Source organism: Cysteiniphilum marinum (assembly GCF_014857925.1).
Lineage (GTDB): Bacteria > Pseudomonadota > Gammaproteobacteria > Francisellales > Francisellaceae > Caedibacter > Caedibacter marinus.
This window is the reverse complement of the sequence record NZ_JACYVZ010000002.1, coordinates 71,379-97,962: the sequence shown is the minus strand read 5'-3', so window position 1 is coordinate 97,962 and position 26,584 is coordinate 71,379. Positions and strand designations below refer to the sequence as shown.

Genomic DNA, 26,584 nt, shown 5'->3' with positions numbered 1-26,584 from the left:
TGTTTATTATGTTTATAGGGCGTATGCAATACGCCCCTACGTAGGCATTATTATCGTCAAAGCTATTTCTAGCCTAATACATCAACTCCTTCAGGTGGCGTGAAGTCATAGGTTTTAGCGGGGATCTTTGCAGTGGAAATATCATAAAACTCAATATGCGTGGACTGTCCAACTTCTGTTTGGATAAGCATGGACTTTGGTGTGCTGTCAGCGAAAGTAATATTGATATATTTAATCAAAGACTGATCATTCACTTTAGGTGTTAAGCGATAAGTGTGCTCACCATTTTGCGTGATACTAAAGAGTTTTTGCAATACTTTGCTATCACCGGTTAATAGCAGTAAATAGGGCGCTTGCGAGATGTTTTTAGGCACCTCGCTAATTGTCACTTGCTCTAAATCTTCATCATAGTTCCAAAGTTTTTGACCATTAGATAGCAGCATTTGTTTTTGTGGGGACTCAACCTGCCATTTAAAAAAGCTTGGTTTGCTCACCCATAACTCACCTATACTCGTTTCTTTAATGCCTTGTTGTGGATTAACTAGACTTTGACGAAATTTGGCATGCATGTTTTTAAGGTTGGTTAATAACGTAAACAATGTACTATTAGCATCATTGTTTTTGATATTTTCAGTATTCTTAATATTTTTAGTGCTCTCAAGGGAGGTGGTTTTAGTTGCTACTGGTGTGTTGTTTTTGTCCGCTGCAAACGCAGGTTTTAATAGTGCGCTAGAGAGTAGGGTAACGGAGGTTAAACCTAAAAGGCCATATTTAATCAATGGCTGTATTTTTTGTATATTGTTCATTTATCACCTTTTTACCAGTACTTCGCGCATACCGTTGCTTTGCATTTCACTCACAAGACCAGCTGCTTCCATTTCCTCAATTAAACGTGCTGAGCGGTTATAACCAATACGCAAGCGGCGCTGAATGTTTGAAATTGATGCGCGCTGTGTTTCAAGTACGATTTTAACGGCTTCATCATATAGTGGGTCGGTGCTATCAGCACCTCCTTCGCTGTTACCTCCTTCTTCATCTTCACTAGCGGTGATGCTATCGATATACTCAGGTTCGCCCATTTCTTTCCATGCGGCAACCACGCGATGCACTTCATCATCATCGACAAAAGCACCATGCACACGTGCAGGTACACCTGAACCAGGCGGTAGATAAAGCATATCACCATGACCTAAAAGCTGTTCAGCACCTTGTTGATCTAAAATGGTGCGTGAGTCAATCTTTGATGACACTTGAAAGGCAATACGTGTTGGAATGTTGGCTTTGATTAAACCTGTGACAACATCAACCGATGGGCGTTGTGTTGCAAGGATTAAGTGAATACCTGCTGCTCGTGCTTTTTGTGCCAAGCGTGCAATCAACTCTTCCACTTTTTTACCCACAACCATCATCATATCGGCAAACTCATCGGCAATGACAACGATGTAAGGTAGCTTCTCTAATAATGGCGCATCTTCATCGTGTCCTGGGCGCAGCTTAAGCCACAGTGGATCTTTCATTGGCTCGCCTGATTTTTCAGCCTCAAGGATTTTCTCATTTAATCCGGCAATGTTGCGGACACCCGCGGCTGCCATAAGCTCATAACGTCGATCCATTTCTTTGACACACCAACGTAGCGCATTAGCCGCCTCATTCATATCAGTAACAACCGGTGTCAAAAGATGAGGGATCCCTTCATAGATCGATAACTCAAGCATTTTTGGATCAATCATAATAAGACGCAGATCATCCGGTGTTGACTTATACAGCATACTGATAATCATCGCATTGACACCAACTGATTTACCAGAACCTGTGGTTCCTGCAACCAGTAGATGTGGCATTTTGGCAAGATTAGCTGTTTCAGGTGTGCCTGCAATGTCAACGCCCAATCCCATGGTCAAAGGGGAGCTAGATTCGATAAACTTCTTATGTGCCAATACCTCTTTTAAACGCACCATTTCACGCTTTTGATTTGGTAGCTCAAGGCCTACATAGGGTTTGCCTGGAATGACTTCAACAACACGCACACGTGCCGCTGATAGGGAACGCGCTAAATCCTGCGCCAAACCACTTAATTTACTAACCTTAACCCCTGGGGCAAGTTCCACTTCAAAACGGGTGATCACGGGTCCTGGATAACTACCAACAACTTTAACCTGCACACCAAAATCGGCCAATTTCTCTTCTACCAATAACGCCATCTTTTGTAAGAATTCTTTAGAGATAAGCTCTTTTTTTGCTTCAGGATCATCTAATAGATCTAATGATGGTAGACCAGTAATTTTATCGGTCTTATTTTTAGGTTTTTTAGGTTTTGATGACTTATTTATAGGTACTGGTAAAGGGATATCATCGATCTTAGGTAATACCTCATCATCCAGCGCTTTTGTTAGGGGTTTTGGTGTGAATTCATCATCAAAAGGTTCAAAAGAGATCTCGCGATCATCTATGCGTTGATTGATGTCTGGGGCATTGTAGTGTAAGTGATCAAGTGTGTCATGCTCAGCAATCAAATTATCTTGCTGTTGCTGCTTTTGTTCTTTCTTTGCATTTTGTGTCAGTAATTTTTGCTCTTTTAATTGTGCCTTTTCATCCTTTTTCTGCTGCTTTAGCGCTTCTTTTTGTGCTTTTTGTTCAGCGCGCTTAAGTGCTCTTTGCTCTTTTTCTTCGTCAGAGCTTGTGAAGAAGTCTTTTAGCGTCATCACAATAAAACGAATAAGAGCGGCAAGTGAGCGAATCCAAAAACCACCTGAGAACAAGGTTAAACCTAAGGCGAAAGCAACAATAAGCACCAAAATGCTACCCGCAGTGCTCAGGTATAAAATGGCATATTTAGCGACTTCTTGCCCTAGAATGCCACCAGCACCTTCAGGCATGTAGACACTAAAAACAGACAGGGCAATTTGTGCAAGCCCACTACCTGCAAAGATGAGTAAAATAGCACCGGCAAAACGCATAAGCATCAGCAGAATACTACTTTCAGCAAAGGTTTTACGCTCAAGGAAAAGCTGCCAAATGCCATAGACCAATAAAAAGGGGATCAAAAAACCAAAGACGCCACAGATGCTTAAGATAATGTTGGCAGTATAAGCACCAACAATGCCAGCGTAGTTGTAGACCTTATCTTGTGATTGAGCGATCGTCCAACCGGGGTCATTACTGTTATATGAAAAAAGTGATAACAATAAAAACAAGGCAATTGCACCCATTAATACAAGCCAAGTAATCCGTAAGCGATCAACCAACAGTGGATGAAGCTCCTTTTTAACGGTTGCTTGATTGGCAGATTGTTTTGCTGTTTTAGCTGTTTTGTCGGCTCTTGTTTTCTTGGAATCCGCTTTTTGTGATGTGTTTTTCTTACTTTTACGCAGCAGCGCCACTCTTTATTCCTCATATTCATCGAGATTAAACGCATCTATCATACCAAGGGCAAAACAAAGCAGGCAACTCGTTTTGCCAGAATTAATAGAATGTTAACAGATTAATGATGTTTGCCTTTCTCTGCTTGTCGCTAGTAGGTTTTCTCAGGTAGAATGGCACAAGTTCATTTGCTATAAAAAACTAACATAAGGAAACTTAAAGATGAATAACGCATTTTATGACCATTTACGTCAAGGGATTAATGAGATCAAAGAAGCAGGAACGTACAAAGGTGAGCGTATTATCCACTCACCTCAATCCTCAGATATTACCCTTAAAAATGGGGCGAACGTTATTAACTTTTGCGCGAATAATTATCTAGGACTTGCCGATAATAAGGACCTAGTCGAAACTGCTAAAAAAGCACTCGATCAATATGGTTATGGGGCGGCATCTGTACGTTTTATTTGTGGCACACAAACGCCACATAGAGAACTTGAAGATTTGATTAGTCAATATCTAAAAATGGAAGAGACGATTGTGTTCCCATCATGTTTTGATGCTAATGGCGGTGTGTTTGAGTCTATCTTGACTGCTGAAGATGCGGTGATTAGTGATGCGTTAAATCACGCTAGTATTATCGATGGTGTGCGTTTGTGTAAAGCAATGCGTTTTCGCTATAAAAATAATGATATGAGTGATCTTGAGGCGCAATTGCAAGCAGCTGATGAGAAAGGTGCGCGCTTTAAGCTTATCGTTACTGATGGTGTTTTCTCAATGGATGGTATTATTGCCAATTTACAAGGTGTCTGCGATTTGGCGGATAAGTACAATGCCATTGTGATGGTGGATGACTCGCATGCCACCGGTTTTATTGGTGAACAGGGGCGTGGTACACCAAGCTATTGCGGTGTTGAGGGCCGAGTCGATATTATCACCAGTACGTTGGGTAAAGCATTAGGTGGTGCTTCAGGTGGCTTTGTTGCAGCGCGTGCGCCAATTGCTGAGATGTTAAAACAAAAAGCACGTCCTTATTTATTTTCAAATGCCTTAGCACCGATGATTGCAGCAACATCAATGGCAGCGATTAAATTGGCGATGAGCTCAGATGACAGACGTGATGTGTTGCAACGCAATCAAAAATATTTCAGACAAAAAATGACCGCAGCAGGTTTTGACTTGATTCCTGGTGAACACCCAATTATACCTGTGATGTTATATGAAGAGAAAAAAGCTGCTGAAATGGCAGAGAAGTTACTTGAAAAAGGTATTTATGTGATTGCATTTTCCTATCCTGTGGTTCCTAAAGGTTTAGCGCGTATTCGTACACAAATGTCAGCTGCACATACGCTTGAGCAAATTGATAGAACCGTTCAGGCATTTACTGAAGTTGGTAAGGAAATGGGGATTATTTAAAATGCACAAAACAATGAAGGCATTATCTAAGCTCAAAGCTGAGCCGGGTATTTGGATGACTGAGCTACCTATTCCTGAAGTTGGGCATAATGATGTGTTGATCAAAGTCAAGAAAACAGCAATTTGTGGTACGGACTTGCATATTTATCTATGGGATGAGTGGTCGCAAAAAACAATCCCAGTACCGATGGCAGTTGGGCATGAGTTTGTTGGTGAGATTGTTGACGTAGGCTGTGAGGTTAAGGGCTTTAAAATTGGTGATCGCGTTTCAGGTGAAGGGCATATCACTTGTGGGTTTTGTCGCAATTGCCGTGCCGGTAAGCGTCATCTATGTCGCAATACTGTCGGTGTTGGTGTTGATCGTCAAGGTGCGTTTGCTGAGTATTTAGCGATTCCTGCGGAGAATACCTTTAAAGTACCTCATTATGTCAGTGATGATATTGCTAGCATGTTTGATCCTTTTGGTAATGCCGTACATACCGCGCTATCTTTTGATCTTACCGGTGAAGATGTACTGATTACAGGTGCCGGTCCCATTGGCATTATGGCAGTGGCAATTGCGCGTCACGTCGGTGCTAAGCATATTGTGATTACTGATATTAATGATTATCGCTTAGAGCTGGCAAGGCAAATGGGGGCGAGTGTTGCCCTAAATGTCAAAGACTATAAAACAGCAACTGAGCAAGCTAATGCGTTACAAGAGACAATGAACGATCTTGGTATGACCGAAGGCTTTGATGTTGGTCTTGAGATGTCAGGGCATCAAGCAGCAATTAATGCGATGATTCAGACAATGAATAATGGTGGTAACATTGCTTTGTTAGGTATTGGTGGTGCTGAAGTCACCGTGCCATGGAATGATATCGTTTTTAAAGGCTTGCACTTAAAGGGTATCTACGGGCGTGAGATCTATGAAACTTGGTACAAGATGGCAAGCATGGTTGGCTCAGGCTTAAATGTAAACCCTGTAATCACACATCAATTTCATGTTGATGATTTCTTAGAAGGGTTTGAACTGATGAAATCAGGGCAGTGCGGTAAAGTTATTTTGAACTGGGCATAAGTCTAATAATTTATATTTTATACCCATCATAAATCATTTTGCGGTGTTTAGTTGCAAAGCAGTTTGTGAGGATTTTGCCAAGTTGGATTGCAGGTAATAGCTAGGACTATTGCCAAAATTCAACTTGGTAAAAGCGCGGGAAGTGCAAAGCAAGCAATTCTGTAAAATGGTTTGTGCTGGGTATATATTTCTTGCCTTTTACTTACTTTTGTTATCGAATGTTATCCTTTCTAGGGAAAACAATTAGAGAAATATATGAACGTATTAAAAGGGCAAGGTAGTGTCCTAACCATCGCAAGCTTAACTGAATTTGGTGAGCGCTATAGCTACTATGTGATTCAGTCATTACTTATCTTCTTTTTGATTCATAAATTTAATTTACCTGAGGCAAAGGGTGCCTCTCTTGTTGGTACGGTGCTTAGCATGGTATATATCTCAGCACTCGTTGGTGGGTATATTGCCGATAAGCTCATCAGCTATTACCGTGCGGCAACACTTGGTGTGATGTTTATGATTGCTGGCAGCTTAGTGCTAGCCATTGCAAGCTCTGAAAACTTACTTTTTCTGGGTCTTTCATTTATTTCAATTAGTACGGGATTGATTAAATCAAATATAAGCTCATTTATCGGACGTTTTTACGATAAGACCAATGCGACAGAAGGGCAGCGTGATTTTGGCTTCAATATCTTTTATGTTGGCATTAATTTAGGGGGCTTTGCCGCATTATTTGTCGCCTCTTACTTAAGTGAAACCTATGGCTTTGCCGCACCTTTTTACTCAAGTTTGATCGTATCAATGTTGGTGCTTATCAATTTGATCGTCGGCTTTTTTATTTTGGCAAAGCATATCAAAGAAGTGAGAATCAATTTAGCCATTGTTGCTAAAACCACTCTAATCTTAGCAGTGTATTTTGTGGTGGTCTTTTTGGTGTTGAAAAACCCAATCATTGCCAATGTTGCCATTACAGTTGCGGGATTGGGGTGCTTTATTGTTATGCTTGTCTCAGCGCAAAAAAAATATTGGCGCAATGTCATTGTTGCCTTTATCTTTTTTGTGTTGTCAATTTTATATTGGGCGCTATTTTTTCAGATCTTTATTTCAGTGTTGTTATTTATCTCAAAAGGAGTAAGTAATGATTTCTTTGGGTTGCATATTTTAGACTCGCAGTTTTTAAGCTTTGAATCAGCAGGTGTGCTCATCTTTGGTTTCTTTATGGGGAAACTGTGGTTGTCATTAGAACGCAAAGGCAAAGCAGTGCAGGATATTGATAAATTTAATATCGGTTTTATCTTACTCGCCGTTGTTTTCCTAGTTATTTGGGTTGGTATTCAGTTAACATCTAAAGGTCAAGGCGTTCCTGCAGTATACATGATCATCGCCTTTTTGATTATGGCAATCAGTGAGCTATCACTATCAGCAATTGGTTTGTCACTTATCACAAAGTTAGCACCACCTAATTATGTCTCTTTATACATGGGGATCTGGTTGGTAACCCTTGGTATTGGCGGTAAACTTGCCGGTGTCATTGCTCAGTGGGCACCTGTGACTGGTGATATCCATAGTATTAAAACTGGAATGTCTGAAGGTTTACAGTTGTTTATTGTCTTAACGATAGTCGGCGCTTTTTTATGTTTATTGTTAAGACGATTTGTGATTGCTAAGCGATGAATCAAGAATAGCTTGTATTTTAATTTCCCCCTCACCCGTGCAGCTTAAGCCGCACGAGCGATCCCGCAAGGGGAGAGGTACTAGCTGGTGCAATTTGTTTATACATCGTTACTAAGCGATAATTAACCTTTTCTGGCGCCAAATACGATAGATAGTAAAATCAGCAAAGTACCGATGCCTTGTACTAGGGTGATATGCTCGCCTAAGAAAATAAATGAAAATGCCAATGTTGAGATTGGCATTGCCGCAGTCACAAGCCCTGCGGTACTTGAGCTGACCTGATCGCATCCCATAAACCAGAACAGATAGAATAAAGCAGAGGCAACAGATACTAAGAGTAAAATAAAATAAGCATTGAAACTTAAACCAATGAGCTCGTGCCAATTAGCAAAAAACAACAATGGAATCATTGCAATCGCATTAATGAGGTTCATCAAAAAGGCTGATTTCACTGCGGGTAATTGAGCGTTTTTAAATTTGCTAATGACATAATAAAGTGCCTCGGGAATCATCGCTAAAAAAATGATCATATCTCCAATAATAGATAAGGCTGAAAAGTCACTGCCTGATAGACTTGAACCATTAATCGCAATTAAGCCAATGGTGGCAAAGAGAATACATAGTGCTTTAAAACGAGTAATGCGTTGGCGGAAAATAATAAAAGATAAGATAATGATCATTGCCGGCAATGTGCTGCTGATAAGTCCTGCCATACTGGCACTGGTGAATTGAATCCCCGAGAGCATCAAAAGATTAAAAAACATGCCGGCACATAGCGCTTGGGCAATCACAATCAGCCAATCTTTCTTGTTAAGTGATGAAATGGTGCTTTGTGCATTATTGGTTTTTTTGATAAAGGGGATACATGCCAAAAGAACAAGGCTGCCAACAACAAAACGTATTTCAAGTAAGGCAATAATCGATAAGTGTGACACCAAAAATTTAGAGCCGGTGATGTTGATCCCTGTCACCATTTGCGCAACGATTAATGATAAGATGCTCCACATAAACTCTTTTCCCGTGCCCGTTGTAAATATTATAGAAAATAAGTATAAACCTCACAAAGAGCGTAATGCTAGCGATTGTTATGATCTAGTGACATTTAATGGTGCCCAACTTTGGCAGGTTGGCATTACCTCAAGTGTGTTGATGTTGATATGTTGAGGCAATGATGTCGTGAAATAAACAATCTCAGCAATATCATGCGCAAGCAATGGTTCAGTTTGGTCATACACTTGATTAGCTTTTTGAGCATCTCCCTTAAAGCGCACTACGGAAAACTCAGTTTGCGCAAGTCCAGGTTCAATATCGGTGACACGAATATTTTTGCCCTGAAGATCAGAGCGTAATGCACGTGAAAACTGTTGAACAAATGCTTTGCTGGCACAATAGACATGCCCACCAGGATAGGGCCAATTAGCAGCAATCGAGCCGATGTTAATAATATGACCATGGTTGTTATCAAGCATCAATGGCAATATGCGCTTGGTAACATATAACAGACCATTAATATTGGTATTAATCATGGTTTCAAAATCAAGCTCATCGGCATCTTGGAAAGAAGATAACCCCAATGCTAAGCCTGCATTATTAATCAAAATGCCAATGTTTTTCATCTGTTTAGGTAGTGCAACAATGACTTGATCAATGGCATTTTTATCGGTGACATTCAGCTCAGCAACATGAATGGGGTAGTCTTGATTGAGTGTTTTAGCTAATGCTTGCAAATGCCCAAAGCGGCGCGCGGTTAAAATGACGGGGTGACCGTTGGCATTATACTTGCGTGCCATTTCAGCACCGAAGCCCGAGCTTGCTCCTGTGATAAACACAACGGGTTTAATGTTGGTAATAGATGATTTAGTAGGTTTGTCATGCATGGTGTGTCGACCTTGGTTTGTCGGTGAGTAGAGACAAAGTGTACGAAAAAAAAGTGCAACAATCATCCCTGTTGATCAGCTTTTTTGATACCATAGCGAGAATGAATCATTAGCTTTGTTTAGTCGTATTAATGCAGCTTGATAGTTTAGTAATTTTTAAAAATCGCCCAGCACGTGTCATTGGGTTTGTTGATAAGAAAGTTGAAATTCAATTAGAAGATGAGAAAACCGTTAAATTGCCTGAGAAAAATTTATTGCTGCTGCATGATGGTGGCTTTAAGAAATTTGAAGTATTAACACCGGATTTAGGTGAAGGTGAGCTCATTGATGCTTGGGGCTTATTACAAGGTACTAAAACCAATTACAGTGAGTTGAGTGAGCTTATTTATGGTGAGTACAATTGCACAACAGTCTATGGCACATGGCAAATTGTGCAAAAAGGCTTACATTTCTTCTCCCTTGAGAATGAGATTGGGGTTAATACGCCTGAGGCGGTAGATGACATTATCAAGCAAGCACAAGAGAAAGCACAAAAAGCGCAAGCATTAGAGAACTTTATCACGCGCTTAAAGCAAAAAACCTATGCTCCAGAGGATGAACCTTTTATTAAAGAGCTTGAGTCATATGCTTTAGGGCAAGCCACAGGCTGTCGTTTTTTTAAATTAATTGACAAAGAAGAGACGCCAGTTAATGCCCATGTATTGCTGCTTGAAATTGGCTATTGGGACGAGTTTGTTAATCCTTACCCTATGCGTTTAGATGCGGCTTTGCAAGCGCCTGTTTTTGATTTGCCTGAAATGCAATCTGAGTCGCGTGTTGATTTAACGCATTTAGCCAGTTATGCGATTGATGATGAGGGCAGTCATGATCCGGATGATGCATTAAGTTTTGATGAAACAACGCAAAAACTATGGGTGCATGTTGCTGATCCTGCGAGTTTGGTGGGTGTTGATGGTGAGATTGACAAAGAAGCACGCGCTCGAGGGAGCAATCTTTACTTACCTGAAGGTGTCATTCCTATGCTGCCAAATCAGATTACCGAGGACTTGGCACTGGGTCTTCATCCGACATCTCCGGCTTTATCAATTGGCTTTAAGCTGATCGATGGAGAGGTTAAAGATATTGAAATCGTATTATCAACCATCAAGGTAACACGCTTAAGTTATCAAGAAGCTGAGCACAAATTAACTGAGGTACCATTTAATCATTTTGTACGTTTTTCTAATGAATTTAGCGGCTATCGTCGAATGCATGGTGCAGTTGAGCTGCAGTTTTCAGAGGTGAAGCTCAAATTGCGTGATAAGAAAGTTGATCTCATTCCTTTGGCAACATTACAAAGTCGCAATATCGTACGCGATGCGATGTTAATGGCGGGTGTGGCAGTTGCCACTTTTGCTGATCAGCATGAAATCCCATTGCCTTTCTCAACACAACCAGAGCATGATTTAAGCGAAGAAGAACAAACACCTCAATTGATGTCAGAAATGTTTGCTACTAGAAGACGCTTACAAAAAGGACAATACAAAAGTAGTGCTGATAGACATGCAGGTATGGGACTTAATGCCTATGTACAAGCAACTAGTCCATTAAGACGCTATTTGGATATGGTGGTGCATCAGCAGTTAAGACGATTTTTAAAATCTGAAACTTTGTTCTCAGGTGAAGAGATTCTCATGCGGATTGGTGAGAGTGAGTCAGGTATAAAGGCTGCGCGTCAAGCAGAGAGTTTTAGCAATAATCACTGGAAATGTGTCTATTTAATGCAAAACCCTAATTGGCAAGGCGAGGCGGTAGTGATTGAGAAACAACAAGGCAATCGCGTCACGGTGTTTATCCCTGGTTTGTCATTGACCAAGAAATTAACATTGGCGGAGTCTGCAGAGCTAGATACAACAATCACAGTGACCTTAAGTGATGTAAAGCTTGCAGCACAGGATATTTATTTTCGGGTTTAAAATATTTTTAAAGTAAGTTCTTTTTTGCCAATAATGCGACAAATCCTATAAATGGTTTCCAAGCTATAGGATGCTTTTGCCTTTAAAATTCGATTGGTTTGAGATTTACTAGTCCCTAGTTTTTCTGCTAAGCCTTCAAGCGTTAAACCTTGTGAGTTTTTATATTCCATAACATCATTAGCAAGCTCTTGACGGGCAATAATTGCTTGGCTTTCGATAGTAGTATCTATTTCAATTGCTGCAATTTCTTCTTTTGAAAGGAGTTCTTTTTTTAGGGTTTCTGAATCAACAAAGTTATATTTACTCATTTTAGCCTCCAATTAAATCTTTAAGAATGCGTTTTGCTTTCTCGATATCTTTTGTCTGTGTTTTCTTGCTACCAGCCCATATACAACGGTAAGTTTTGCCATCGAAATAAAAGTAGTAGATTCTGGTACCTGTTGGCGTTCTCAACTCTTTTAAATGCTTGTTACCTTGAATATCTTTTTTATAAGGTAAGCTTAGCTCATGTCCAAACATTCGTAGCAGGTCTATTACTTTGTAGGCTTTTATCAGCTCACTTTTGCTAAGTGCTTTAAGGTATTTAACTACCTCAACTTCAAGTTCAACCTTGTATTTATAATTCATTGACTATTTACCAAAATAAACCAAAAGAATTGTAACTTATAATAGTTCCAAAATTGGTACTTTTCAATGTTTTTATGAATGGGTAAATGTGCTATGATCCCATTTGTGAGAAAAATTAAAATAATATGCCTTAGACTATGAAATTCACTGATTCATTAACCAATGTCATCAATGATGTACAAACAAAAGATCGTGCGCGATTAATGATGCGCTTCAGCGAGCTTGTCAAAGTGCATCATACGGATAATGATAAATGGCAAAAATTGCTCACTGATGCCGATCAATCCAAAGAAAAGGTGGCACTGCATCGCACGAGTATGCCTAAGATTAATTATCCTGATTTGCCAGTTAGTCAGCGGGTTGATGAGATTAAAAAAGCCATTTGTGATAACCAAGTGGTGATTATCGCCGGTGAAACTGGTTCCGGTAAATCAACCCAATTACCCAAAATTTGTCTTGATTTAGGGTTAGGTGCCAAAGGGCTTATTGGACACACGCAACCAAGGCGCCTTGCTGCACGCTCAATTGCCAATCGTTTAAGTGAAGAAACCAATATGCCACTGGGACAAGGCATTGGTTTTAAGATTCGTTTTAGTGATCAAACCAATGACAATACTTTTATCAAGGTGATGACCGATGGTATTTTGTTAGCGGAAATTCAAAATGATAAATATCTTTCGCAATATGAAGTGATTATTATCGATGAGGCGCATGAGCGCAGTTTGAATATTGATTTTCTATTAGGACATATCCATCAGATATTAAAAAAGCGTCCCGATTTAAAGCTTATTATTACCTCGGCCACAATTGATCAGGCACGTTTTGCTGAGCATTTTAATGCACCAATTATTGAAGTCTCGGGTCGGACTTATCCGGTTGAGATTCGTTATCAAGACCCATTGGACTTTGAGGATGAGTTATCACAAGCGGATCAAATTTTGCGTGCTGTGCATAGTCTACATCACGAAAAGCCAGGTGATATTTTAGTGTTTCTTGCAACGGAGCGTGATATTCATGAAACCGCAGAAGTATTAAGAAAAGCGCAATTAAGACATACCGAAGTTTTGCCATTATTTGCGCGATTGTCGAATGCTGATCAAGATAAGATATTTAACCCACGCGGTGTTGGTAGGCGTATTATTTTATCAACAAACGTTGCCGAGACCTCATTAACGGTGCCTGGTATTCGCTATGTGATCGATAGTGGCGATGTGCGTATTAGTCGCTATAGTTATCGCACTAAAGTGCAGCATTTGCCGATTGAGCCAATCTCACAAGCCAGTGCCAATCAAAGAGCGGGGCGCTGTGGACGCGTCGCTGAGGGGATTTGTATTCGATTTTATTCAGAAGAAGACTTTCTATCGCGTGCGGCATTCACTGATCCTGAGATTTTACGTACGAACTTAGCATCAGTCATTTTACAAATGGAAACCTTAAAGCTTGGCAATATCGAGAAGTTTCCCTTTTTAGAGAAACCTGATTCACGCATGGTCAAAGACGGCTATCGCTTACTGCATGAGATAGGTGCATTAACTGAGCACACGAAAAAACATTATCTGCAAATCACGCCAATAGGGCGACAAATTGCCAAGTTTCCATTGGATCCACGATTGGCGCGCATGCTTGTCAGTGGTGCCAAACTTGGTGTTTTGCGTGAGATTCTGATTATTGTCAGTTTTTTAAGTATTCAAGATCCGCGTGAGCGACCGATGCAGTTTCAACAAAAATCAGATGAAATGCATAAACAAGACCATCATCAGGATTCAGATTTTCTGGGCGTGGTTAATCTATGGCAACGTTTTAATACTGAAACTAAAAGCTTGTCTCATCGCTTAACACGTGAATATTGCAAAAAGAATTTCTTATCTCCTTTGCGAATGCGTGAATGGCGAGAGGTTTATTTTCAACTGCTGAATCTTGCTAAGACCTTTAAATGGACAATCTCAGAAAGCGAATCAAGCTATGCGCAAGTTCATCAAGCGTTATTATCAGGATTGTTGGGTTATATTGGTTTTAATTATGAGCTTAAGGAATACTTAGGCGCTCGCGGCATGAAGTTTTATATATTTCCTGGCTCATCGCAATTCAAACGCACACCAAAGTGGTTATGTGCCGCTGAAATTACTGAAACGACGAAACTCTATGGGCGAATGATCGCTAAAATCGATCCTGCTTGGTTAGAATCTATTGCTGAGCACTTAACCAAAAAGCACTATAGCGAGCCGCATTGGAGTCAAAAACGCAAAGCAGTGATGGCAAGCTTGCGTATTACATTATATGGCTTGGATATTGTGGTTAATCGCAAGGTGCAATACAGTGACGTTGATCCACAAGTCTCGCGGGAGTTATTTATTCGTCATGCTTTGGTGTATGGTGAGTTTGCAACGAATGCTGCGTTTTTCCAAAAGAACTTGAGTCTATTAGAAGAAGTTGAAGACTTGGAGCATAAGGCGCGTAAACGCGATATTGTCATTGATGAAGAAACCTTATTTAGCTATTACGATAAATTGATTCCAGTAGATATTAATAATGGTGTGGTATTTGAAAAATGGTATCAATCCTTATCAAAGCTTGAGCGTGAGCAGCTGATCTTTGACAAAAAAAGTCTGATGCAACATGAAGCATGTGATGTCACCGACAATGCCTATCCTGATTTCTTTGATTTTGGCAGGTTTCAATTACCTTTGAGTTATCATTTTGATCCCACAGCGAAAGATGATGGTGTCACGATGACCGTGCCATTAGTGCTATTAGATCAAATCGATGCTAATCAGTGTGACTGGCTTGTGCCTGGATTGCTCGAGAACAAAGTTATTGCTTTGATGCGTGCACTTCCTAAGAATATTCGTAAAGCCTGTGTGCCAGTGCCACATTATGCACAAGCGGTCATTGAGGCGATTGATATTGATCTAGCGGCTAACTTCTATGATATTCTAGTGCGTCAATTAGTGCGTATTACCGGTATTTCATTTGACTCAAGTGTTTGGCAGGATGCGGCAATTGAGGCGCATTTATATATGAATTATCGTGTGGTTGATCCGCAAAATAAGGTGCTAGCTGAAGGGCGTGACCTAAGTGTGATTCGTGATAAATTGCGTGGTGTTGAGCGTCCACAGGTAAGCGTGGCTAAAAAGAACAATGATACACTTTATCAAACGTGGGATTTTGGTGAGATTGCATTAACGCGTAATGTCACAGAACACGGCATTAAACTAAGTGTTTATCCATGTGTTGAGACACGTGAGGATGGTGTGCTGTTGACACATAAATCAACTCTAGTGGAAGCCGAAATCGCAACAAGGCTTGCAACACGTAAGTTATTGATGCTTTCATGCGCACATATCAATCGCACGTTAGTTGAACGTATCGCGCATAATAAGAACTTACATTTATTATTTAGTCTTATCAAAGAGACGAAATGGCAGGATGAGTTAATTGTCAAAGCTTATGATATTGCTTTTGCGATTGAGAAAAAGCCTGTCGTACGTACGCGCGGGCAGTTTAATGCAATGTATGACTCAGGACGAGGGCAATTAGTATCAACGATCGAAAATCTATGCAGTGATATTGAAGCCTTGATGTTAAGCTATCAAAGCTTGCATAAGTTACTTAATCGCAAGAAGTTGCCTTTTGATTTATTAGCACTTTACCAAGAAGTGCGTACTATTGTTGATGGTTTGGTTTATAAAGGATTTATTGTTAAAACGCCTTATCATTGGGTACAGCGTATTTCACTCTATCTACAAGCACTTAGTAATCGCTTGGATAAGGCGCCAAGAGCAGCAAAGCAAGATCGCCAGTATCAAATTGAACAGGAGGAGCTCACTCATCTGCTGAAACAAAAAATGCAACAAAAGGGTGTGATTAATACCCTTGAGATTGATGAGATCCGTTGGCTTATGTATGAGCTATGGATCTCATGGTATAGTCAGGATGTTAAAACCATTGAAACGGTGTCAACAACGCGATTGAGAAAAAGAATTCAATCATTGTAATATAATTATTGAATATCATATATTTTCGTATAATATGGATTCAAATTCCAGATTATACGAAAATATATGATTGTTCAGCGAACGTTACATGATGTGGTACATAACGCCGCGCAAAGTTTCCCTGTTATTTTAGTGACAGGAGCGCGTCAGATCGGTAAAACAACTTTACTTCAGTCATGCACAGATAAGTATGCCTATGTCACCTTAGATGATTTAGATTTGCGTGAATTAGCAACGCGTGATCCAGCCCTTTTTTTACAGCGTTATAAACCACCATTAATTATTGATGAAGTGCAGTACGCACCAGAGCTATTTAGTTATATTAAGATCGTTGTTGATCGCGAGAAAAAAGCGGGCATGTTTTGGCTGACAGGTTCACAAAAGTTTCACTTAATGAAAAATGTGACTGAGAGCTTAGCAGGGCGTGTGGCTATTATTGATATGCTGGGTTTCTCGCAAGCAGAGATAAATAATCAAGCAGATCAATCACAACCTTTTTTACCCAGTGTGGCATGGATTGAATATGCGAGAGCTCATGCAGTTAAAAAGGATCTAATGGAGGTTTATCAGCATATTTGGCGAGGTTCGTTTCCTCGTTTATGGCAGCAAAATGGTGATAATCAGACGTTAAGTGCAAGTGCTATGGATAGAGATATGTTCTACAGCGCTTATGTCCAAACGTATTTACAAAGAGATGTTCAGGATTTAACGCAAGTCGGTGATATCTTATCATTTAACAAATTCTTAAAAGCGGTTGCAGCACGAACAAGTCAGTTATTGAATTATGCAGATATTGCTAGAGATGTTGGTATTGACCAGAAGACGGCTAAGTCATGGCTATCTATTCTTGAGGCATCAGGAATTGTTTACCTTTTGCCACCTTATTACAATAATATCACCAAGCGACTGATTAAAACGCCTAAGGTCTATATGCTTGATACAGGGTTGTGTGCCTATCTTACGAATTGGACTTCTCCTGAAACATTAGAGTTAGGTGCAATGTCTGGCGCTATACTAGAAACGTATATGTTAAGCGAGATATTAAAAAGTTACTGGCATAACGGCAAGCAAGCACCATTTTATTTTTATCGTGATGCAGATCAAAGAGAAGTTGATTTATTGATAGAGCAAAATAATCAGTTATACCCTGTGGAGTTCAAAAAAACAGCAACGCCATCACGAACGGCATCAAAACATTTTTCGGTACTTAAAAATCTGGATAAGAAGGTTGCTGAAGGTGCGGTTATTTGTCTAAAAGAAAGTGATGGATTGCTATCAGAGTCCGTTTCATATATTCCTGTATCATATTTGTAATTATTTACTGGAGTTACAAACTTTTGCTATTTCAACACCCCGCCTCGCAAGCTCGCCACCCCTCTTGAAAAGAGGGGAATTAAAATCACTGTCGCCCCATTCCCCTCTTTTCAAGAGGGGTGGCAGCCGTAGGCTGACGGGGTGTTTGTAAAATCATAGTTTTTCTAAAGTGCGTAACTTCAGTTATTTATACTGCAAACGCCCGACAAAAACATAACCATGTCCACGAATGGTTTGTAAGAGATTGGCTTGTTTGTCATCAATCTTGGTACGTAGACGACTGATAATAACATCAAGGGATCGGCTATCAGATTGATCCGCCATGCCAAACTTATCGGCAATTTCATGCTTGGATATCACTTGCCCTGGGCGTGTTAGAAAGAGCTCAAGCAGACGCTGCTCGGTTTGTGTGAGATTAATTTTATTACTTAAGCTTGACAGTGTCTTATCATGTAAGTGATAACTTAATGAATTAAAGATTATGGCTTTTGTTTGATTTGATGTATTGTTCATGCTGAATTTAATCAGATTATTAACGCGCGCATACAGCTCATGAATGTTAAACGGTTTTTCCATATAATCATTGGCCTCAGCTTCAAGACCGATAATACGATTAACCTCGCCAGTGTTGGCAGAAAGAATCAAAATCGGGATATCTGGTAACTCTTTGCGAATACTTTTGCATAGCTCAATACCATATACATCAGGTAAATTAAGATCTAGTATGACTGCCGAGAAGCGCTCTTTTTGTAGCATCTCCAAAGCATCTTGCCCGCAACTAGCATGTGAGCTAAATAAGAGTTTTTGCTCGAAGAAATGCGCTATTGCATCAGCGATCCCATTGTCATCATCAATTATCAGCACTTTATTAATATTCATTTCTTTTTTTGCCCCATTTATATCCATGGCTTGTTACCCAAGTTTAGCCATTTTTACTTGATTCGTGAAGCATGATTATATCGGTATTTTGGCGAGAATAGTTAGCAATCAAAACGCAGGTTATGTTAATGGCTGTTAACGAAGAGAGGGTTTAAAAGATGCGTTAACTGGGTATTATGTGCCCAAGCGTTTCGGGGAGTGCTTGATGCATAACAAACAATGTGGGTGAATTGATATGAGATTTTTCGCAAAACATATATTAAGTACGTTGTCACTAGTCGTGGGTAGCATGGCATATGCGGTGCCATTTAAAGATTGCAATGGCGGTGTGACAGTTAGCGGTATGTTTGATTATGTTTATAAGAATGAGAAAAATGAATTAGGGCTCGTAAAGCGTATTACGAATAGCTCATGTAAAACCAGTTATTATTTAATTAATCTAGAAAAGGTTAATCAACCGTTTGCTAAAGGTAATGATAAGGCAGACAAAAACAACATGCCAGCTGAAGAAGAAATGACAATTAAAGATATGGCTTTGTCAGGGCTGTTGGTTTCACCGCAAAAAATGATTTTAGGTCCAAAGCGTAAGGAAGATGTTAATTTCATTATAAATAGAGAGATCAACAGTGCAGATAAGCTTTCGTTCTATCGATTAAAATTTACTCCGGTTTTGCCGCAGAAAAAATATGGCTTTGATGTTGATGAAAAGGTCGTAGCAGAAGCAACACTTAACTTAGGTGTCTCCACAGCAATTGTCGTTGAGCCAAAGAACCCTGATTATACGTATGATTTACAGGTGGTTGAGGGTGAGAAAGTTACGTTACAAAACCAAGGTAATGCACTCATTATTTTGGATATTAGTGGAAAATGTAGTTTTCGACCTGAAGCGCAAGATGCGGAAGATAATGCAGTTATACCGTGTGCTGTGGGTGGTAATCAGGATATTAGAGTATATCCAAATCAGCTTAGAGACATCCGTCTCTTGGGTTATCAAGGGGAGGTGTTTCTTTTTATAAAAACAGGAAGCTCATCCATCAAGAAAACATTTTACCTTTGATAACGTTGTTTAATCTAAAATAAGTAAGGTCTAAATATGAAAAAAACAATTAAACTATCCTTGTATTCATCAATGATGGCAATCGTTTTAACAGGGCAGGTAAATGCTATTGAAAATCCAACGGCTAGCATGACAACAACTGTTTCAGCTTCTGTTCCAGTTACATTTTCGTCAAATGTGGCTTTTGTTTTATATGATGGTTTAGGGCAAAACCCACAGAAAAATGCTGCATCATTTCCATTGACACTAGGTGCTAACGCAAGTGTCAGTATAGCTAATGATCAAGCTGGTTCAAATCTTAAAGGTGTTTATACAGGTTTAAAATTACCATTAACAGATGCTGATGCTGTCTCAATAAATCATTTTGATACAGAAGCACTAAAATGGCTTGCTGTGTATGAAGAGCAAAGTGCGAAAAATATATCACAACTAAAAGTAAAATTTACTGGACTAGATACTAGTAAAAAGACTGTTAATGGGAAAACTTTAGAAACTGATGTACTTTACCCATATGATGGTTCAGTTGTTACCATTGAGGATAAAGCAGCAGTAACCTTAGGTACAGATGATGTTCCTGCTACAGCTATTAATGCAGCGAAACAAGCTGATGCTTGGAATCCAGCATCAGCAGATGATACGATGACTCTTTCTAGTTCAATAGCAAGTGACAAGGTGGCATATATTCCAGTGGCATTTCTTGTGGGTAGTCAAGATGTTAGTACGGAAATTGAGTATATGAATGCTTTTGGGAATGCGGCCGCTTATAGTTTTACTGGTATTAATATACAAATACAAGCAACCTTTTCTTAGAGCGAATTAGAAAGGGCTATGACTTTGTAATGTCATGATTTGTAAATAAGTTGCATTAGTAGGACCTCTCCTCTGGTAAGAGAGGTCATGTCATTTAAGCTGTACGAGTGGGGGCTACAGTTTAACTTATTGTTGATTCATGACAATGCATCTCGCTTCGCTGCCAGATAGTGAAAAATATTTTATGCGGTTTTTTCTTGGGTTTTGAGCGGTATATATTCAGGGTGATAGATCATTTTGGGGTTGCTGTTTATTACTATTTATATGAGTGAGTGTAAATAAAGTGAATTATTCTCTGAAGTTGAAAAGAAAGTTTATAACATGTGTCATTGGACTGAGTATCTCATTAGCGGTTTATGCAGAAGGAAATAATAAGGCTAATGCATCACTCATTGAGCTTGTCCCATCTGGTTTTGAGAACATGCTCTATACTAGTGGGCTGGTTGTCGATCTTATTTATCAAGGGGAGAGCATTGATGAATATAGCGTTCAATTTATCAATGCTGATAAATATATAATAGATCTTACAAAGTTACTTAATCAATGGAAGGTAAAGCCATCGTTAAAAGCTTATCTTATAACGAAGCTAGGGAAAGAGGGGCTCACATTGAATGAAGTGATCTTGTTTCCAGGTGACAATAGATGGTTATTGCGTTCGGTTCTAGATATTGAAGCATTAACCTTAACGATTGATATTAACCCAGATGCACTGATAAACAGTGGATCGAAGGAAAGTATTTATTTTGATGATGGCTTTATAAAGCCAAGTGTTAATAGGTTTTCATCAATTTTTAACTATAGCCTTAATGTTGCACAGGACTTCTCATCCTATACCAATAGTAACTCATCACTATATTTCGGCGTGGGCAATACAGTGAGTTTTGAGCAAACCAATATCACCAGTTCTTTTGGTTTTTCATATGATGATGGCAATGGTTTTGATGCGATCTTGAATCAAATTCAAATAGCCCATGATCTTAAAAGTAACTCAGTGTCACTTGGTTATGGTGGTGGATTGTTAGGTGCAGGCGCTTTATCTAGAATAAATTTTGGCTATTCAGGCAGTGTGATCGCTGCATCTTTATACTCTAATAGTCGATTATCAACCTCGAGTGAGAGTGATACACTTCATCCTATTACACTGTTTTTTCCAGCGCAGTCTACGGTGCGTGTTTACAAAGATAATAAGCTTATTAGTGTGCAAAATTTTAATGCAGGGATGTATGACTTAAGTACGCAAGATTTTCCTGTTGGTGTTTATAATGTGAAAATAGAGATCTATCAAGGGAGTACGCATGTTTCAACAGTAAATAAGTTGATTGAAAAACCATTTGTTATATCGGGACTGGATCCAACACTGGGCTTTGCCTATGCGGTATGGGGAGGTATTGCATCTTCGGCAACTGGAGGGACGTATTTTGATAGACCTTATTTAGGTGGTAGCATGAGTAAGGTGATGAATCGTTATATGCTTTCAAATGTGGCAGCATATCAAGCAGGTAGCTTGACTGTGCTTGAACTAAACAATCAGTTTAAGCTCCCCTGGTCACTCTTTGGTAATTTAAGTTTAGGTATCGATAATAGCTTGGGTTACGGTTTGCAAGCTAGTTTAAATACATCTTTTATCAATGGTTCTAATATTGGTATTTCATATAGTCAATATCAAAGTGAACTACAAGACTCTCCTTTTGCCGTAGGCTATAAGTCTGGTTCTATTGGCCTTGCAGCGAATGTCGCACTTGGACGTTTTGGTGATTTTTCAGGTTCAATCAATTATGATTTTATGAGTGATGTTTTCTATTATACGCTTGGCTATAACTTATCATTATTTAATCGATATGGCTTAAATATCAGTGGCTATGTCAATTTAGACTGGCAAAACTCGCAACATTTAGGAAGTATTGTTATCGATGAGTTTAATTACTCATTTGGTCTGAATTTATCATATACAATAGATCAAGCCGGTATCATTGGACTTAGTTCTCAATATACGCCAAAAAGTGAAACGCTTGCCAATAATATTAACTATACACATAACCATACAACTAATGAGTTTATCTTTGATTCAATAAATATCGGCTATATGGAAAGCCCTGATTTGGAAATGATAAATTTAGGTGCAAACTTTAGTACGCAACTTATCTCAGGAAGCATTAATGCAACAGCGAGTGATCATTTAGAGGGTGTGGGTCAAAGTTTATCTGCTACTTTAAATGGTAGTATGGTATATGCTCAAAATGCAGGTGTGGCATTGAGTGAGTCGGCAGGTGAAGCTGGACTTTTATTCTATTTAGATAGTCCCGAAGAGGTTAAGATGCGATTGATAGTGAATGATACGACGTATAATGTATCTTCTGGTGCGAACTTTATCTCACTTGCCCCATATCAAAGCTACGAAACCTATGTATTACAAGCGACGATAAATGGTTCAAACTATGACTGGGATAATGCCAAAGAATCATTTGCACTTTATCCTGGGAATATCTACTCAGTGGTTAAAAAGATTCGTCGTGTTACGCAAGTTAGCGGGCAGTTAATGAGAAACGATCAGCCATATGCTTTTGGAAAGTTACAAAGCGATGACAGGTTAAAGACATACAGTGATGAGAATGGCTATTTTTTACTACGTATAGATAAAGAAAATCCTGTATTAAATATATCAGGAGATGGCTTTAGTTGTGAAATCTCCATTAAAGATAAAGTTAATGGTGATGCCATTGTTAATGGTCAGTGGATTGGAGAAATCGGATGTTGAATAAAGAAGCGCGTATGAAGTATATTTGTTTTATGATCGTTTTTGTCTTTTTGATGCTCAATGTTAAAAAGAGCTATTTGGCTGTGCGAGTTGTTACGCCAGAGATTGTTGATATGCAGCACCCTGCGACTGTTTATTTTTCTGAATCGATGGATCAAATTACCAATGTATCAGGTCAAAACGTGAGTATGCTAAGCAACAGTGAGCAAGCATTAACAGAAAATGGCCGTTATGTCGTGTGGAAAAAGCAATACGTTAGTGCTTACCCACTATTAAAATCAGTACCAGATTTCTTTGGCAAAGATGAGATAAGGCAAGCACTAAAAACCAAAACATTACAGAAAGTAAAATTAAACGCACGTTTTGGATATGGCGCCCAGATTAAAGATCTGGATATTTTATTACTGGGCTATATTATGGAATTTTCCAGTACAGATCATTCATCGATCATGGTCGATATTGAAGAGCGCAGTTGTGTGCTATGGCAGCAGAAACAGCAAGGAAAAATACAAGTTGCATTTAAGGCAGGATGTGCATCTGAAAGTGCGATGATACGTGGTGATAAAGGCTGGAAAAAGGCATTAAAAGGTATCTATTTTGGTATGAGCACAGAAGGTATAAAGCAGCTAAAAGGAGGGCAATGGCGTTTAGTCAGTGCAATCGTCTCACCAAGGATATCATTGGCAGTAAAAAGTATTATAAATAGACATAGCAAGGAACTAAGTGCCAAGTTAGCAGATGGTAATAATATGCAATTTAGCTTTCACTTTCCACCGAACAGTTTAACGCTTAATATTCCATACTTTGCTACTTTGCAAACCTTATCAGGTGAAAGTCAACCACAGATAGAGTTAATCAATTCGCTAAATAACGAGGGAGACTATACAGGTGGTTTATCCGGAAATCGGTTACTACACTTTAAAACCAATCAATCAATTATTGGTGTCAATATCATGGTTGAATGTGATACAAAAATAGAAGATGATGAAGATCTGTTGTGTGGCTTATACAATAAGGAAAAAGATACTTATAATAAACTACTTCTGGAAGTAAATGAGTGTGACGCTTTAGGTGTTTGTGCTGATGGTCAAGGGCAATGGCTATCCCCGCACAAAACAGTACGATTAAATCATCTTGATACATCTTTTTTTGAGCTAAATATGTTAGCGCCTGGATTAGCTAAAAATGCCTCGGGAGACTATGTAAGCACAGTCACTATCATGGCAAAGGCAGAGTTTTAATTTCAATAAACTTCAATATGTAACTGAAGTTACGCAGGGTAAAGCCTCATATTAATGTCAAAACCCTGCCATAATAACAATCAATAACACCAAGATTAATAGGATGTTTAGATGGCAAACGTAATTAAAAATGATGGAAGTAAAATTACAGTACAAATTGAAGTCGATTTAAAAGGTTCACTGCTAGAAATGGAGCAATCCATTCAAGATGCCGTGAATGAAGTTGGTACATTAGCAACTGAGCAAGCTTTAGCTTGTTTTGATACCAATGGTGCGCCAATTCAGATAGGCAACATTAAAATGACATCAAAGGGAAAAGTTAAAAAACGTTATGAAACGCCTTATGGTGCTGTTGATCTAGAAAGGCATGTATATCAAACATCAACAGGTGGTAAAACTTATTGTCCCCTAGATGAAAAAGCACGAATAATTACAAGCTCTACGCCTAGATTTGCAAAGATAATTAGTCATAAATACGCCAAAGAAAGTGCTAAATCAGTTGCTGACGATTTATCAAACAACCATGGCCGTCACGTTGCTCGTTCTTTTTTGCAAAATGTGGTTGAAGTTATTGGCAGCATAGCAGAAGCAACAGAAGAAGAATGGATGTATGCTACACCTGCGCAAAAAGAACCTGTTGCTACTGTAGCAATTAGCTTAGATGGCACGTGTGTTTTAATGCGGAAAGATGGCTATAGAGAAGCAATGACGGGCAATATTTCCTTATATAATAAACAAGGTGAGCGTTTACACACGATATATATTGGTGCAGCTCCAGAATATGGAAAGCAAAAGTTTTTAGAAAAGCATACTAGATACCAAATTTTAGACTTTTATCATGCAACTGAATATTTAGCTAAAGCGGCTAAAGCTAAATTTCCTGGGTTCTCTGATGATGCTAAGCGCAAGGAATGGCTAGATGATGCTTGTCATTCACTTAAACATGAGGAAAATGCAGCTACCACATTACTTAAAGAAATAACTGATATCTCAATAAAGGGCTTAAGCTGTGAAAATAAAGATAAGTTAAAAGCAGCTATTAGCTATTTTACAAATCAGAAATCACGCATGTATTACAATCAGTATCGTGAAATGAATATACCCATTGGCTCAGGCGTTACTGAAGCTGCATGTAAAACGTTAGTAAAACAAAGGCTATGCCAATCTGGTATGAAATGCGGAGAGAAAGGCGCAAGATTACTTTTATGCTTACGCGCCTTAGTATGTACGCCGAGTAGATTTGATCAGTTTTGGGAAAGAATAAATGTGACTGGCTTATCTGGCCTTGCTAAGATTAAAGCTGCATAGGATTTATGATGATGAATAAGGTTGTATCAGTTATCCTATTATTTATATTATCAACACTTGTATATGCAATAGACTTTAAAGCTCCCTCATATGATAAGATTCCCATCACATCAAGAACATGGCAAGAGGTTGATTTAAGCTACACAGATATAATCAAAGGTAAATCATATCCTGCTGAGATTAAGCTACTCCGACCAATTGAATGGCTTGAAGAAAATGGTATGGACAAAGTTAGAAATGAAGTTAATTTATCGATCCCTGAGTTTGGTGTAGTCAATGTCAAAGCAATTGTTACTGCAATTAAGCCTACCACATTAGATACCTCAAAAATAGATTGGTCAAAGATGGACTCAAGACCAGTGATAGGGAAGTTTAAACGTTATGCTTCAGTGGTCAAAACCTATACCTTTAAAGATATAGCAACAGATGAAATTAACACCATTAATGCCACGCCTAATCATCCTTTTTATGTGAAGAATAAAGATAAGTTTGTGCCTATTGATGATGTTACATCAACAGATCAATTGGTTAATGATCGTGGGCAAACCGTTAAACTAATTTGTGACAAAGGTAAAAGCAGTCAGTGTGGCAAGTCATATAACACAAATGGCAAGCCTGTTGCTGTTTATAATTTAGAGGTTTATCAGAGGCATGTTTACTTTGTCGGAGATTATAGACTATTGGTACATAATATCTGTGAAATGAAACTAAAATCAATTTCTCAAGGGTTGCCAATTGATAGCAAAACTGAGTTAGGACAATTTAATCATGAAATAGTGCATCAAGGAGGCGGATTTGTAGGGGTTATATCAAAGCATGCAGACGGAGTGTCTCAATTTGAAAATTTCTTTTCTCCAGATGAATGGGTAATGATCTATAACAATAGGTCTCCTAGTCTAAAATTTCATGCAAATGACATCATTAGGGAACAGTATTTACTGGCTTCAAAAGAAGGAGGATTTGTTGGTATAGTTCCAAATGTTATAGTTCGTGATGGCATACAAAATCAAATAACACTCTCAAAATTATCAAGATTAGAGTCTAATACTGGTGAATTTTTAAAAACTTTTTTGGAAGAAACGCCAAATGGAAAGAATACCTCATATATGCTTAGAGACTTTGATTTAATACCTTTAAGAGCAGAGTGGAGTGGCAGCAATATTAATGTTTATGTAAAGCCAATATGGAGACCTTGGGAATGGCTCTAACAACATTAATTAAAGGCTATACCCGTTACGCACCTTAGAAAAACTATGACT

General features: G+C 38.9%; 19 protein-coding genes. 12 read left to right on the top strand and 7 right to left on the bottom strand.

Features of this window, described 5'->3' with window-relative positions; translation table 11 throughout:
• Positions 1-68 precede the first annotated feature (68 nt).
• Together lolA and IE867_RS01675 are read right to left on the bottom strand one after the other, a co-directional pair.
• Entirely contained in the window at positions 69-806 is a 738-nt protein-coding gene (lolA, locus tag IE867_RS01680; protein WP_192483045.1) for an outer membrane lipoprotein chaperone LolA, read from the bottom strand.
• Positions 807-809: 3 nt separating this feature from the next.
• On the bottom strand, positions 810-3,209 hold the full coding sequence (locus tag IE867_RS01675; RefSeq protein WP_192483213.1) for a DNA translocase FtsK: 2,400 nt from the start codon (positions 3,207-3,209) through the stop codon (positions 810-812).
• A gap of 373 nt (positions 3,210-3,582) precedes the next feature.
• On the opposite strand from IE867_RS01675, the gene IE867_RS01670 reads away from it, so the two are divergent.
• From IE867_RS01670 to IE867_RS01660, 3 genes are all read left to right on the top strand, one after another.
• Positions 3,583-4,776 (top strand): glycine C-acetyltransferase, encoded by a 1,194-nt coding sequence (locus IE867_RS01670; protein WP_192483044.1) that lies wholly within the window; start codon positions 3,583-3,585, stop codon positions 4,774-4,776.
• Between the two features lie 13 nt (positions 4,777-4,789).
• Positions 4,790-5,839 carry an L-threonine 3-dehydrogenase gene (tdh, locus tag IE867_RS01665; RefSeq protein WP_192483212.1) on the top strand — a complete coding sequence of 350 codons (1,050 nt, stop codon included), beginning with the start codon at positions 4,790-4,792 and terminating at the stop codon, positions 5,837-5,839.
• 255 nt (positions 5,840-6,094) lie between these two features.
• The gene (locus IE867_RS01660; protein ID WP_192483043.1) at positions 6,095-7,507 is read left to right on the top strand and encodes a peptide MFS transporter; all 1,413 of its coding nucleotides are present in this window, start codon (positions 6,095-6,097) and stop codon (positions 7,505-7,507) included.
• Positions 7,508-7,629: 122 nt separating this feature from the next.
• Here the strand turns inward: IE867_RS01660 and IE867_RS01655 are convergent, their stop codons facing one another.
• Positions 7,630-8,514, bottom strand: a complete 885-nt coding sequence (locus IE867_RS01655) for a DMT family transporter (RefSeq protein WP_192483042.1) — start codon at positions 8,512-8,514, stop codon at positions 7,630-7,632.
• A gap of 78 nt (positions 8,515-8,592) precedes the next feature.
• Positions 8,593-9,384: an SDR family NAD(P)-dependent oxidoreductase gene (locus IE867_RS01650; RefSeq protein ID WP_192483041.1), complete on the bottom strand. Its 792-nt coding sequence runs from the start codon at positions 9,382-9,384 to the stop codon at positions 8,593-8,595.
• A gap of 131 nt (positions 9,385-9,515) precedes the next feature.
• Between IE867_RS01650 and IE867_RS01645 the strand changes: the two genes are divergently transcribed.
• Positions 9,516-11,339, top strand: coding sequence for an RNB domain-containing ribonuclease (locus tag IE867_RS01645; RefSeq protein ID WP_192483040.1), 1,824 nt, complete (start codon positions 9,516-9,518; stop codon positions 11,337-11,339).
• Here IE867_RS01645 and IE867_RS01640 read toward each other — a convergent pair.
• Both IE867_RS01640 and IE867_RS01635 read right to left on the bottom strand, forming a co-directional pair.
• Complete coding sequence (locus IE867_RS01640; RefSeq protein ID WP_192483039.1) at positions 11,336-11,647, bottom strand: helix-turn-helix domain-containing protein; 312 nt, start codon at positions 11,645-11,647, stop codon at positions 11,336-11,338. The genes IE867_RS01645 and IE867_RS01640 overlap by 4 nt on opposite strands.
• Before the next feature lies 1 nt (position 11,648).
• Positions 11,649-11,966 (bottom strand): type II toxin-antitoxin system RelE/ParE family toxin, encoded by a 318-nt coding sequence (locus IE867_RS01635; RefSeq protein ID WP_192483038.1) that lies wholly within the window; start codon positions 11,964-11,966, stop codon positions 11,649-11,651.
• Between the two features lie 137 nt (positions 11,967-12,103).
• Here IE867_RS01635 and hrpA point away from each other — a divergent pair, with 137 nt between their 5' ends.
• Positions 12,104-15,961 (top strand): ATP-dependent RNA helicase HrpA, encoded by a 3,858-nt coding sequence (hrpA, locus tag IE867_RS01630; protein ID WP_192483037.1) that lies wholly within the window; start codon positions 12,104-12,106, stop codon positions 15,959-15,961.
• Between the two features lie 66 nt (positions 15,962-16,027).
• Positions 16,028-17,275, top strand: a complete 1,248-nt coding sequence (locus IE867_RS01625) for an ATP-binding protein (protein WP_192483036.1) — start codon at positions 16,028-16,030, stop codon at positions 17,273-17,275.
• Positions 17,276-17,458: 183 nt separating this feature from the next.
• Here IE867_RS01625 and IE867_RS01620 read toward each other — a convergent pair whose 3' ends face one another.
• On the bottom strand, positions 17,459-18,154 hold the full coding sequence (locus tag IE867_RS01620) for a response regulator transcription factor (RefSeq protein ID WP_192483035.1): 696 nt from the start codon (positions 18,152-18,154) through the stop codon (positions 17,459-17,461).
• Positions 18,155-18,389: 235 nt separating this feature from the next.
• Here IE867_RS01620 and IE867_RS01615 point away from each other — a divergent pair, with 235 nt between their 5' ends.
• The 6 genes from IE867_RS01615 (at position 18,390) to IE867_RS01590 (ending at position 26,533) form a co-directional block, all read left to right on the top strand.
• The gene (locus tag IE867_RS01615) at positions 18,390-19,211 is read left to right on the top strand and encodes a fimbrial biogenesis chaperone (RefSeq protein WP_192483034.1); all 822 of its coding nucleotides are present in this window, start codon (positions 18,390-18,392) and stop codon (positions 19,209-19,211) included.
• Between the two features lie 36 nt (positions 19,212-19,247).
• On the top strand, positions 19,248-20,021 hold the full coding sequence (locus IE867_RS01610) for a hypothetical protein (RefSeq protein ID WP_192483033.1): 774 nt from the start codon (positions 19,248-19,250) through the stop codon (positions 20,019-20,021).
• A 301-nt stretch (positions 20,022-20,322) separates the two neighbouring features.
• Positions 20,323-22,776 carry a TcfC E-set like domain-containing protein gene (locus IE867_RS01605; protein ID WP_192483032.1) on the top strand — a complete coding sequence of 818 codons (2,454 nt, stop codon included), beginning with the start codon at positions 20,323-20,325 and terminating at the stop codon, positions 22,774-22,776.
• Positions 22,770-24,017 carry a hypothetical protein gene (locus IE867_RS01600; RefSeq protein WP_192483031.1) on the top strand — a complete coding sequence of 416 codons (1,248 nt, stop codon included), beginning with the start codon at positions 22,770-22,772 and terminating at the stop codon, positions 24,015-24,017. Before IE867_RS01605 ends, IE867_RS01600 begins: the two co-directional genes overlap by 7 nt.
• 111 nt (positions 24,018-24,128) lie before the next feature.
• Positions 24,129-25,325 (top strand): ISKra4 family transposase, encoded by a 1,197-nt coding sequence (locus tag IE867_RS01595; protein ID WP_192483030.1) that lies wholly within the window; start codon positions 24,129-24,131, stop codon positions 25,323-25,325.
• Positions 25,326-25,330: 5 nt separating this feature from the next.
• Positions 25,331-26,533 (top strand): Hint domain-containing protein, encoded by a 1,203-nt coding sequence (locus IE867_RS01590; protein WP_192483029.1) that lies wholly within the window; start codon positions 25,331-25,333, stop codon positions 26,531-26,533.
• The last annotated feature ends 51 nt before the right edge of the window (positions 26,534-26,584 follow it).